Genomic DNA, 12180 nt, shown 5'->3' on the forward strand with positions numbered 1-12180 from the left:
CTACGGGGTCGAGCTGCCCGATGGCGACCTGGAGCCGCTGCCCGGCTTCCCCCCACGCCGAGGAACCGGCCGAAGAGTGGGAGACGGCGTGCCGCTGCCTCGGCCTCCGGGGCCCCTTGCACATAGGCGGGTACGCCGACGAGGAGATGGTTCATCTCGACCCGCCGGCGGGTGTACAGGGCTGGAGTGCGGGTCGCCCCGTCGCGCACGCGGGCGGTGCCGCACATGCTCGTCCGCCTCGGCCCGCCCACCCCCGCTTCGGTGGCGGCTCAGGGTGTCGCGGCGCTGAAGGCGAGCACGACGTTGTGGCCGCCGAAGGCGAAGGAGTTGGACAGCGCGTTGCCGAGCGGGGCCTCGCGTGGTTCCGGGCCCACGAGGTCCAGGTCGATGTCCGGATCGACGGTGTCCAGGTTGAGGGTGGGCGGGACGGTGGCGTGCAGGAGTGCCTGCACGCAGGCCACGGCCTCGATCGCACCGGCAGCGCCGAGGCTGTGACCGGTCATGGACTTGGTCGAGGAGACGGGGGTCCGCGTGGCCGCCGTCTCCAGAGCTGTGCGGATCGCGCGCGCCTCGGCGGTGTCGTTGAGCGGCGTGCCTGTGCCGTGCGCGTTGACGTAGGAGACGTCCGACGGCGACCAGCGCGCCGAGCGGAGCGCGGCGCGCATCGCGCGGGCAGCGCCCGCTCCCTCCGGGTGCGGGCTGGCGACATGGTGGGCGTCGGACGAGCGCCCGTAGCCGCTCAGCGTGGCCAGGACCTCGGCGCCACGGGCCCGGGCGTGCTCGGCCGATTCGAGGACCAGGACCGCCGCGCCTTCGGCGAGCACGAACCCGTCGCGGTCCCTGTGGAAGGGACGGCTGGCGCCCTCGGGATCGTCGTTGCGCGTGGAGAGCGCCCTCGCTCTGGCGAAGCCGCTCACCATCAGCGGGGTGACCGGGGCCTCAGCGCCGCCTGCCAGCACCACGTCGGCCTCTCCTGAGACGATCATCTGGTGTGCGGCGATCAGCGCCTCGGCGCCAGAGGCACAGGCCGTCACCACCGAGGTGCTGGGGCCTGTGATGCCGTGTGCGAGGGCGACGTGGGCTGCGGCGCTGTTGGCCATCGCCATGACGACCGACCGCGCTCCGACCTTGCCGGGCCCCGCGGCGCTCAGGCGGTGCGCGCTGGTCTCCCAGCTCTCGGCCCCGCCCGCCGCCGTGCCGATGACCACGCCCACGCGTTCCACGTCCCCGGCGTTCAGGTCCAGTCCGCTGTGCTCCAGGGCCAAGTCCGCCGCGACGAGGGCGAGTTGGGCGCAGCGGTCGGTGGAGACAACCTCGCGCCGGCTCGGGGCGAGCGCTTCCGGCAGGTCCACCTCACCGGCGACGCGTACGGGGAAACCGGACGCGTCGAAGCGGGTGATCGGGCGGACGCCGCTGACCCCCTTGAGCTGGGCCTGCCAGAAGTCGTGCGGGCCGACCGCGAGAGGAGTCACCGGGCCGAGTCCCGTGACGACCGTCCGGCGACCGGTCATGTGGCGTCGCCGCCGCCGTGTGCGGCGAGGTAGTCGATGACGTCGCCGACGGTTGCCATCGAGGGAGCCGTACCGTCATCGACGTCCTGTCCGGTCTCGGTCTCCACGAGGGTGAGCAGTTCCACCATGTCGAGGGAGTCGAGGCCGAGGTCCTCCTTGAACTTCGCGTCGCGGGTGACCTCTTCGGGAAGCAGGCCGAGCCGCTCCTCCAGCAGGGCTGTCACCCGTTCGTGGATTCCGCCGGTGTGCGTGGTTTCTGTGGTCACAGTGATCGCCCTTCGTCGAGTGCCGGTGGCCGGCTCATGGCGTGCCGAGGACATCCGCGTGCAGGGACAGGTCGCGGCAGACGGAGCCGACCGCCGCCACGAACCGGTCGATCTGCGCGGTCGTCAGGGTCAGAGGCGGTTGGATGCGCAGCACCCTGTTGTGGTTCGCGGTGACGAACGTGAGGATCCGGTGGTCCCGGCCGAGTTGCGCGGCGAAGCGCAGGCACAACAGGTCGCCGAGCGAGGACTCCAGCGCGTCGCCGGCCCTTGCGAGCGTCGTCCGTACATCGCCGGGCAGCCAGTCGGCGAGCGTGTGCAGGTCCCCGGGCAGTCGCGTGAGAAGTTCCTCGGCGAGGGCCTGCGCGGCGCCGGAGAAGTCGCTGTCGAACTCCAGGGCGTTCATCAGGCCCACGCCGCGCACCTCGCGGACGAAGCTGTAGGGCTCACACACAGCCCTCAGCTCGGTACGCAGGTAAGCCCCCCTGTCGCGGGCCAGTTCGGGCAGCTTCTCCGCCTGCAGAACGTCCAGCGTGGCGAGGGCAGCGGCGGCGGCGAGGTTGCCGCCGCCGAAGGTGGAGGAGTGGAGCAGCGCGCGGTCGGTGCTGCCGTAGGCCGCGTCCCACAGCCCGGCCCTGACCAGGGTCGCCCCGATCGGGACGAGACCGCCGGAGAGCGACTTGGCCAGGCACACCACGTCGGGGCGCAGTCCTTCGTGCTCGGCCGCGAACATCGCGCCGGTGCGGCCCAGTCCCGTCTGGACCTCGTCGAGGACGAAGACCGCTCCGGCCGCGCGGCACAGGCGCTGCGCCTCCAGCAGGTAGCCGGGCGGGGGCAGGACGACGCCGCCCTCGCCCTGCACCGGTTCGACAATGAAGGCCGCGGCGCCTTCGATGACGGCCGCGAGGGCTTCCGTGTCGCCGTAGGGAACGCCGTTGACGTCGGACAGCAGAGGCGCGAAGGCGGCGCGGTGGGTTTCTCGGCCGGTGACGGAGAGGGCGCCGAGTGTCTTGCCGTGGTAGCTGTTGTCCGCGTGCACCAGCCGCGTCCTGCCGGTGGCGGCGCGGGCGACCTTCAGCGCGGCCTCGACGGCCTCGGTGCCGGAGTTGCTGAAGAAGACCCGTTCGAGTCCGCCGGGGGACAGCGCGCTCAGCCGTTCGGCGAGTTCGGCCGTCTGGACGGGCATCGAAATGTACTGCGCGAAAGTGGGGGCGCCCAGGTCCAGGAAGCCGCGCAGGCTCCTGACCACGTCCGGGTGGTTGTGGCCGAGGTTGAGCGCGCCGTATCCGGCGACGAGGTCCAGATACTCCACGCCGTCGGCTGTGGTGAGCACACAGCCCTCGGCGCGGGTGAAGACCCGGTCCATCCCGTGGGCGGCGAACAGCCGCGCCATCGGGGGGTTGACGTGCTCGGAGAAGCGCCGCCGGGTCAGTGCGGAGAGGTCAGGTGACGCTGCGGAGCGGGAGCGTGGGCGGTGGTGCGCGCCCAGCCTGGCGATGTCGTCGTCCGGCAGCGCGCGTCCGAAGGTGGCGAGCGGCCTGGGCAGGAAGCCGTGGTGTGCCGCGAGGGCGCCGATCCGGCGGATTCCCGTCACATCGAGTTCGCGGCCGAGCGACCAGGACACGGCCCGTCCTTCCAGCGCGAGCACCAGCGTCTCCGCGAGGCAGCCGTTGAGCTGCTGGGTGGGGCCTGGCAGGCTTCCGTCGCCGGTCGTGACGCCCTCCACGGCGCTGACGAGCCCTCCGTCGAGCAGCAGCACATCCCGGTGTCCCGGCGCCCGGGGCGCGTCCCGGGGCAGCGCGACATCGACGACCAGCGAGCCGGGGCACAGCCGTTCGGCGTCGATGACGCCGCCGGACGAGGAGGCGGCCACGTAGAGGCGGGGCACCGGGTAGCGCTCGGACACGTCGTCGAGCAGGGTCACGCGCGTACGGTCGGCCGGGTCCAAGTAGCTGAGCAGGGCCGAGGCGGACCGTCGGCTGGGCCGGGTGACGAGTTCCAGCCGGAACCCCTCGGCCAGCAGCAGCCGGGAGAGGGCCAGGGCGATGGACCCGGGGTAGCCGACCACCACGACCGGGGTGTCTTCGGACGGCATTCCGAGCAGCCGTACGCAGGAGAGCAGCGCCTCGTGAGCGGCGTACGTGGTGAGTGAGTTGCCGCTGGTGACGGGCACGCCGGTGCGCGAGGCCGTCCACCGGCCCCGGTCTCCGACGATCGAGGTGGCGCCGCCCAGGCCGACGAGGTCGGCCCCCGCCTCGTGGAGCGCGGTGACCTCGGCGGCGACCAGTTCCCTCGCGGTGGTGGGGCGTCGGAGGATCTGTTCGGCGGTGTGCGCGAGGGTGCGTACCTCACCCTCGCACCGTGCGCCGGTGAGCGAGGTGACGGAGGCCAGCATCGGGAGCGTGACGGACGAACGGGGGCCGGGTGCGCGCACGGTGCCGCGGTGGTCGTCCAGGAGCCGGCCGAGAAGGTCGAGTCCGCGCACCTGGTTGCGGTGGGCCGGGGTGGTGGCGTGGGCCAGGAAACCGAACTTCACCGGCGCTCTCCTTCGTGCGGGCGGGTGGCCGCTTCGACGCCGGTGTCCCCGTCCGGACGCGTGCCCGGGAGCGGGAAGCCTGTGCGCGCGGGGCCCGGACGGCGGGCCATACCGAAGGTCAGCTCGGGGAGGCGGTCCCGCTGCCAGCCGAGGGAGGAGAGCAGACTGAGTCCGTCTCCCTCGTTGTTGTGGGCCATCGGTACGGAGTAGAAGTCGATGGAGGAGGGGCGGCGCAGCCGGTCTGCCAGTTCGCCCGGCCGCACGTCGGTGAGGTGGCGGTGGCTGACCTTCACGCCTTCGACGGTCCGCTCCCATTCGCCGTCCAGCAGATGCAGGACCTGCGTCTGACGGTCCGCCTCCCCGGCCTGCCGGCCCTCGCGGTAGGTGCGGATCACCGAGTGGCCCCCGTCGATGAGCTGGAAGACGCTCACGTTTCCCGTGAGGCGGTGGGCGTTGACGCTGATCTCCTGCACCAGTGTGGGCAGGATTCCGGGCACCAGTGCGGTGGCTCCGTCGCCCACGAAGGCGAGCACGTTCCCTTTCCGGGTGAGGGCCACGGCGGGCACGGCCTGGAGTGCGTCCCCCATCAGGGCTCGCCCGTACCAGCCGGAGAAGCCGGGTCCGGTACGTGGCAGGTTGCGGATGGCGGAGAGCCCGCCGCGTCCCACGTCGAAGATCCCGGTGTAGGTGTATCCGTGCGTGGTGATGAGGGTGTCGAGGACCTGACCGAGGCGGCTGAAGAAGTAGTTGGGGCTCATCGGTGCCAGGGGCAGCTCGTGCACGACGTCGGAAGCGCTGTCGCGGCTCTCCGCGAGAGCCCTGCGCCTGCGGGCCCTGAGGGGTTCGGGGACACAGAGCCGCCGGGCCGCCTCGCGCAGGAAGTCCCGCCCTTCGCATCGCAGCCGGTGGTCGGTGAACGGCGCCATGTGCGCCTCTTCGCGGGTGACCTGGACGATGTGGAGCGAGCGGTCGAGCGCGCGGCGGGAGAAGGGTGTCGCCGCCTCGGGGATCCGGCTCTTGAGGAAGAACAGGCACTGTTCGCCGCGTGCTCGCAGCCGTCCCTCGCGGTGCAGGAAGTCGTGAACCCGGTCCGAGTAGCCGTAGACGCCGAGCGTGCCGAGGTACTCCGGTACGACCTCGCCGTCCTGATAGCGGGAAACCGAGCCCGGCCGGGTCAGCGAGTCGGCCAGGCCGATGCCGGCACGGGCCGCGATGTCCTGGACCAGGCGGCGTTCCTCGGCGTCGAGCCTGCCGCACTGCCACAGCACGCGGTCGGGTCCGTTGTTGATGAGGTGCATGACGGGCGCGAACGCGTCCTCGCTGACGGCGGCCCGGGTGCGCGAAGCACGCGGTGCAGGGGGCGTTTCGCGGACGGGTTCTGACGGTGTCCGCAGCACCTCGGGCGTGGCCAGCAGTACGACGGGCCCGCGCTCGGCGTCGTACAGGGTGAACGCTTCGCGCAACTGGCGGGCCGCGCGGTCGGGGTCGTCGAGATAGCGGAACGGGATGCCCCGCGCGCGCAGCACCTCCCGGGAGTCCTCAGCGCCGTGCACGGTGCCCTGGAAGGGGAACCACGTGTCCTTGGGTGAGTCGGCGCAGACGAGGAAGCCCCGGGCCCCGGCGTCGCGCAGGTTGGCGAGGGTGCCGCGGAACTCGTCGATCATCCCGCTGGTCACGACGATGAGGAACGGCGCGGCGTCGAGCTGCCAGCGGGCCAGTGCCCCGGCGGCCAGGCTGTGTTCGCTCGGGCCGCGCAGTACGGGGTTGCCCGTGCGCGCGGCCCGTGCCTCCAGGTCGGCTATCAGCCCGGCGACCACGGAGCCGGTGTAGTAGTGCAGGCCCCACGCGGTTCCCGCGCGTTGGTCCAGGAAGTCCGCCAGTTCCCCGGCGAGCAGCGTGGGTGCGCCGGAGACGGTGCCGCGCAGCGCCGATCCGGCGTAACGGAGCTGTACGTAGTCGGTGAAGGCGCAGACGATGTCGGCGGCGAGCACCCAGGGCAGCGCGGGGAGTTGACGCCGGGTGAAGGGGTGCGCCACGAGCGCCGGGCCCAGCGCCGCGTCGTCGTAGACGAAGACCGTGTAGGCGCTCAACTCGCAGTGGACCCGGTCGGCCAGCGCGGCGCGCAACCGGCCGAGGCCCGTCCGGACGCCGTCGGCGGTGGAGGGGATCGCGGCGTGTGAGGCGTCCACCAGGACGAGGGCGAGTACGTCGTCGCCCTCGTGCCCGTCTCTCGTCAGCCGTCGCAGCCCGGACGCGGCGTCCCCGAACGTGTCGGCGCTGACCAGGCAGATCTCAGCGGCAGGTACGGCGCGGTCCAGGAACCTGCGGGCGCGGGCAAGGGCTCGGTCGTAGGTGTCCGGCCAGGCGTCCCGGGGGCCGGGGGGAAGGGTGACGCCGGCCACGAGTTCACGTGCGACCGTGCCGACCGGGTCCGTGGGGCCCGTCGCGCCATCGGTGTCCGCCGCGCCGGCCAGGTCCGACAGTGCGGCGACGACCGCGGAGAGGAACGGTGGCCTGCGCCCCACCGCGACGACGACGAACCTCGGTCGTTTCCGCACGTCGCTGTCACTGCGCACAGTCGCCCCACCCCGCTCGCCATGTGGCCTGCTACGCCTAGCAGTCTGCGGAGCGCGCGCTGAAGAGGATCTGCATAACGTCTGTAGAGACGGCGTCGTCGCGGGCAGGGCGTGTGCGGCGTTGTCCGTGGTCAGACGGGGACAGGAGCCGTTCTCCCGTGCGGAGGCCGGGCCGCCGGGGGCTCACCGCCTCTTGCTATAGCGTCGGTCTAGAGCTGGAATATGATTCCGCTGACGGACGAGGGGGACGCACGTGTCGGCCGATCCTGGCGAGAAACCGCTCCTTCGCGCGGCCCGTGTCCGCACTTCCCTGGTCGTCCTGCTCACGGGCGGCATGGGGCTCTCGATGTTCGTCCTCTACGCGATCGGCGCGCTCGGGCCCTTCCTGATCGAGGACCTGGGGATATCGCGCTCCCAACTGGGCCTGCTGACCTCGGTGACCTTCGCCTCCGCCACCCTGCTGTCCCTCTTGGCGGGGCACACGACCGACCTGTTGGGAGGCCGCCGCGCCTTCGTGCTGCTCCTGCTGCTCGTGGCTGCGGCCTTCGCCCTGCTGACCGCCACCACGACCTACGCGCTGCTGCTCGGTGCGCTCGTGCTCGGCGGAGCCGCCCAGTCGCTCGCCAACCCCGCGACGAACAAGCTCATCGCCGCGAACGTGCCCACCGAGCGGCGGGCGATGGTCGTGGGGATCAAGCAGTCGGGGGTCCCGCTCGCCGCGCTCACCGCCGGTCTGGTCCTGCCGGCACTGGCCGGAGCGACCTCCTGGCGGACCGCGCTCGCCGTGGTGGCCCCGGTGGCCCTCCTGGGCGCGCTGGCGGCCCTGCTCCTCCCCCGGGACCCGGCACGGGCCGCGGAGAGCCGGCTGACGCTCCCGGGCGCACCCGACACGCTCACGCGATGGCTGATGGCCGTCTCCCTGTGCGTCGGCTGCGGGCTCGCCGCGCTCAACACCTACCTGCCGCTCTACGCGCACCAGCGGCTGTCGATGGGTGAACAGACCGCCGGCGCGCTGATCTCCGCGATCGGTGTGTCCGGTATCGCCAGCCGCCTCCTGTGGTCGCGGTTCGGCGACCGGCTGGACATCGGCAGGTCGCTGCTGGCCCTGGCCGTGGCCTCGGTGGTCTTCGGGGCCGTCATTCCCGCCGCCACCGCCGCGCCCTGGCTCATCTGGGTCGGCGCGGTCGGGCTCGGCGGATCGGGCGCCGCGGCGAACGCCGTCTCCATGGTGGCCGTGATCAAGGGCAGTGGCTTCGGCAGGACGGGCCACGCTTCGGCGCTGGTCTCCATGGGCTTCTTCGCCGGATTCGTGGTGGGCCCCACCGCCTTCGGCCTGCTGGTCGACACGACCGGCGGCTTCGGCGCCGGCTGGCTGCTGGTGACGCTCGCCTTCGCCGGGGCGGCGGCCTGCTCCTGGGGCGGGCGCCACGCCCTGCGGAGCGGCGGATGAGAGGCACGGAACCAGTCCGTACCCCTCACCCGTGGCCCCGCCGGCTCCCGTCAGGACATGAAGTCGTAGTACAGGTGGCTGTCCTCGGCCGCGTCCGTCCAGGAGCCGTAGCGGCGCATCCCGTACAGCAGCGGGAGCTGCAACTGGAGCTGGGCGACGTCCACGGCCCTCCCCATGACCACGCAGTGGTCACCCACCGGCTGTACGTCCTCGACGGCGCAGTCCGCGACGGTGTGCGCCGCCTCGTACAGGTGCGGCCCGCCCACCGGCCCCTCGGTGCGCCAGGCGACCTTCTCGAACCTGTCCTTCGCGCCGGAGGCGAACAGCTCGGCGGTCGAACGGGCCTGGCTGTGCAGCAGGTTGACGGAGAAGGAACCGCTCTCCCGCACCGCGTCCAGGGTCGGACTCCCCTGGCGCAGGCAGACCAGCAGCGTGGGAGGGTCGAGGGCGACACTGCACAGCGACGTGCAGGTCATCCCCCAGGGCTCGCCACCGGGCGCGAGGGTGGTGATCACCGCGACTCCGGTGGGGAACCCGGCCATGAGCGGGCGGATGTCGGGCTGTTGGATTTCCGGCACCATGGTGAGGCTCCTTGTGGTCGGTCACATGGACGCGCGTGCGCGGGACACGGATGAGGGCGCTCCGCGGGAAGCGGCCAGGAGTGCGGTCCTGACCTCTGACGTGAGGTCGGCGGCGAACTGCGCGAAGGCGTCGCCCAGGAAGTGGAAGTGGCCGCCGGAGTAGACACGTTCCGCGAACCGCGCTCTGGTCTGCCGGGCCCAGGGCGCCATCGAGGCCCTCGGTGACCAGTCGTCGTCCGTGGCGCAGAACACCGTCAGCGGCGCGGCCAGCGGGGCGCGGTGCGGGTCGGGACGGTAGCCCGCGACGGCGCGCAGGTCGCCGCGGATCAGTCGGAGGAAGCGGTCACGGAAGGCCGGTACGGCGTCGAGCTGGTGCGGCATGCCGCCCATGCTCCGCAGCCGGTCCAGCAGCTCCGTGTCGGAGCCCTGGTGGTCGGGCAGCCGGGTCAGTGTCTCGTGACCTGGCGCCCCGCGCCCTGACACCCCGACCCAGTCGGGGCCGGCCCCCCGGTCCTCCAGCGCCCGCGCGGTCTCGAACGCGACGACGGCCCCGAGGCTGTGCCCGAACAGGGCCAGCGGCGTCCCGTCGGCCCACGGCATGACGTCCACGGTGACGGCCGCCACGATCTCGTCCATGTCCTCAAGACCCGGCTGCGCGTGGCGCTTGCCGCGGCCGGGGAGGTCGAGCAGCAGCACGTCCCAGTCGGCCGGCAGGTGCCGGGTCAACGGGAAGTAGGCGGCGGCCGATCCGCCCGCGTGGTGGAAGGCCACCAGGCGTACGGCGGGGTCGGCGAGGTCGCGTGGACGGACGAAATGGGTCACGCGCTCAGCTCCCCGTCCCCGGCGCCGGAGGCTTCCGCCTGACCGGCGATGTCGTCGGCCAGCCTGCCGAGCAGTTCGTCGAGCGGCAGGTCCAGCGGCAGTTCCTCCGCGGTCAAGGACAGGTGGTAGCTCTCCTCGATCCGGGTGATGAACAGGACCGACAGGAAGGAGTCGCCCCCGGCGTCCAGGAAGGTCGCGTCCGCTTCGGGTTCCCGCGAGGCGTGCAGCACCCCGGTCAGCTCAGCCATGAGGTAGGCGTACACGGCCTCCCGGTCCCGGGGCTCCGGGGCCTGCCGCACCGGAGCCGTCGCGCCGGCCTCCAGGGGGTCACGGACGGAGCCGGGACGCGGCTCCTCGATCCAGAAGCGGGCGCGCTGGAACGGGTACGTCGGCAGGTCGCCGAGCAGCCGGGTGCCCGGCGCGGCCAGGGCGTCGAGCCGGAGGTCGGCGCCGGCCGCGAACAGCGCGGCCAGGGCCTCGACGAGAAGCGTGCGCGAGGTGGCGCCGCCAGGACCTGCGACCAGTGGCGCCGAGCCGGGGCCTTCGGCCGTCTCCCACTCCAGCCGCGCGCATTCACCGCCGCCGCCCGTGTGTGCGGGGCGGACCCGTATCCCGAAGCGGCCGATCATCTGGGCCAGCGCCCCGCCCGGTCCACGCTCCCGCGTCGTCAGGCCGACGGCCGCACGCGGGAAGGCGTCCGTCACGGCGGCGAGGGCCTCAGCCAGGCGTTCCTCGTCACCGTTGAGGCGCAGTACGGCCGTGCGGAGCGTGGACTCCACGGGCGCGGAGCGGGGGCCTCCGCTCAACCAGGCGTCGAGCGCTTCGGCCAGCTCGGCCGCCGTACTGCCGGTGACGGCGATCCGGTGGGCGAGGGCCGCACGGCCGGCCCGCAACGTGTGGCAGACGGCCGGGAGTTGGGCGGCCTCTGTCTTCTTGAGGTGCCCGCTGACGGCCTCGGCCAGTTCGGCCAGGGCCGCCGGGTTCTTGGCGGACAGGGTGAGCAGTTCGGGCAGGCCGCCGGCCGGGGCGCTCCCGGCGGCCGGGGCGGGTTCGTACGCTTCGAGGACCACATGGGCGTTGGTGCCGCTCATGCCGAAGGAGTTGACGCCCGCGATCTTGCGAGGCAGCGGCCAGGGCCGGTTGCGGCGCGGCACGGTGACTCCCATCCGGTCCCAGGGGATGTGCGGGTTCAGCTCGGCGCCGTCGTCGGGCAGCGCGGCGGGTATCTCACCGTGCTGGAGCATGAGGACCGTCTTGATGACGGCCGCGATACCGGACGCCGCCTCCAGGTGACCGAGCCGGGCCTTGACGCTGCCGATCGGCAGCGGGGCGCCGCGTTCCCTCACGGCGTCACCGGCCACCGCGTCGAGGGCGCCGACCTCGATCGGGTCGCCGAGCGCGGTGCCCGTGCCGTGTGCCTCGACGTAGCCCAGCTCGCCGGGCCCGACACGGGCGTCGGCCAGCGCGGCGCGGAACACCTCCTGCTGCGCGGGGCCGTTGGGCGCCGTCAGCCCGGACGCCGCCCCGTCGTGGTTGACGGCCGTGCCCAGGACGGTGGCGAGCACGGGCCGCCCCTCGCTCTCCGCTTCGGCCTGCCGCATCAGGACGAGCACGCCGACGCCTTCGGCCCGCCCGTACCCGTCGGCCGTGGCCAGGAAGGACTGCGACCGGCCGGTCGGTGAGACCGCGCGGGTCTGGCAGAGGGACACCATCAGGCTCGCCGACAGCAGCAGATTGGACCCGCAGACCAGGGCGTAACGGCACTCGCCCGCGCGCAGGGCGCGGGCCGCGAGGTGCAGAGCGCTCAGCGAGGAGGAGCAGGCGGTGTCCACGCTCATGACGGGTCCGCGGAAACCCATCAGGTGGCTGATGCGCCCGGCTCCGAAGCACAGACCGCCGCCGGTCGTGTAGTAGGGGTCGATACGGGTCATGTCGGAGCGGTCCTCCAGGCGCTCCCCGTACTCGGACGCCATCATGCCCAGGTACACGCCGACATCGAGCCGGTCGGAGCGGCGCACCGCGATGCCCGCACGCTCCAGCGCCTCCCAGGAGGTCTCCAGCAGCATCCGCTGCTGCGGGTCGAGCAGCTTGGCCTCGCGCTGCGAGATGCCGAAGAACTCGGCGTCGAAGTGGGCGATGTCGGAGAGAAAGCCGGCGCGGTCGACGTAGGAGCGGCCGGGTTTGCCGGGGACCGGGTCGAAGACCTCGCGCAGTCCGGGACGGTCCTCGGGGATCTGCGAGTCGGCCGTGCCCTCTCCGCGCAGGAAGTCCCAGTAGGCGTCGGGTGTGTCGAGACCGCCGGGCAGCCTCAGACTCATGCCGGTGACGGCGAGCGGCGCGTGGGGGCGCTCCTCCAGCTCCCGGACACGTGCCTGGAGCCGACGGGAGTGCTTGAGCTGTTCTTCCATCAGCTGGCGAATCCGCTCGGGTTCCATGTGTGC

General features: G+C 72.7%; 8 protein-coding genes. 1 reads left to right on the top strand and 7 read right to left on the bottom strand.

The window, feature by feature from the left end; all coding sequences use genetic code 11:
- Positions 1-269: 269 nt before the first annotated feature.
- From fabF to NMN56_RS17150, 4 genes are read right to left on the bottom strand one after another with little or no spacing between them, the layout of a single operon-like run.
- Positions 270-1511 (bottom strand): beta-ketoacyl-ACP synthase II, encoded by a 1242-nt coding sequence (fabF, locus tag NMN56_RS17135; protein WP_274045338.1) that lies wholly within the window; start codon positions 1509-1511, stop codon positions 270-272.
- Complete coding sequence (gene acpP / locus NMN56_RS17140) at positions 1508-1777, bottom strand: acyl carrier protein (protein ID WP_274045336.1); 270 nt, start codon at positions 1775-1777, stop codon at positions 1508-1510. Before acpP ends, fabF begins: the two co-directional genes overlap by 4 nt.
- 34 nt (positions 1778-1811) lie before the next feature.
- A complete protein-coding gene (gene pigE / locus NMN56_RS17145) occupies positions 1812-4310 on the bottom strand; it encodes a prodigiosin MAP biosynthesis aminotransferase PigE (protein WP_274045335.1) in 2499 nt (832 codons plus the stop codon).
- Positions 4307-6886: a hypothetical protein gene (locus NMN56_RS17150; protein WP_274045334.1), complete on the bottom strand. Its 2580-nt coding sequence runs from the start codon at positions 6884-6886 to the stop codon at positions 4307-4309. Before NMN56_RS17150 ends, pigE begins: the two co-directional genes overlap by 4 nt.
- Positions 6887-7139: 253 nt before the next feature.
- Here NMN56_RS17150 and NMN56_RS17155 point away from each other — a divergent pair, with 253 nt between their 5' ends.
- Positions 7140-8336 (top strand): MFS transporter, encoded by a 1197-nt coding sequence (locus tag NMN56_RS17155; RefSeq protein WP_274045333.1) that lies wholly within the window; start codon positions 7140-7142, stop codon positions 8334-8336.
- A gap of 50 nt (positions 8337-8386) precedes the next feature.
- Here NMN56_RS17155 and NMN56_RS17160 read toward each other — a convergent pair whose 3' ends face one another.
- From NMN56_RS17160 to NMN56_RS17170, 3 genes are read right to left on the bottom strand one after another with little or no spacing between them, the layout of a single operon-like run.
- On the bottom strand, positions 8387-8917 hold the full coding sequence (locus NMN56_RS17160; protein ID WP_274045332.1) for a flavin reductase family protein: 531 nt from the start codon (positions 8915-8917) through the stop codon (positions 8387-8389).
- Between the two features lie 21 nt (positions 8918-8938).
- Entirely contained in the window at positions 8939-9739 is an 801-nt protein-coding gene (locus NMN56_RS17165) for a thioesterase II family protein (RefSeq protein ID WP_274045331.1), read from the bottom strand.
- Positions 9736-12174 (bottom strand): beta-ketoacyl synthase N-terminal-like domain-containing protein, encoded by a 2439-nt coding sequence (locus tag NMN56_RS17170; RefSeq protein ID WP_274045330.1) that lies wholly within the window; start codon positions 12172-12174, stop codon positions 9736-9738. The genes NMN56_RS17165 and NMN56_RS17170 overlap by 4 nt, the downstream gene beginning before the upstream one ends.
- Between the last annotated feature and the right edge of the window lie 6 nt (positions 12175-12180).

Origin of the sequence: Streptomyces iconiensis (assembly GCF_028657195.3) — a bacterium.
Taxonomy (GTDB): Bacteria; Actinomycetota; Actinomycetes; order Streptomycetales; family Streptomycetaceae; genus Streptomyces; species Streptomyces iconiensis.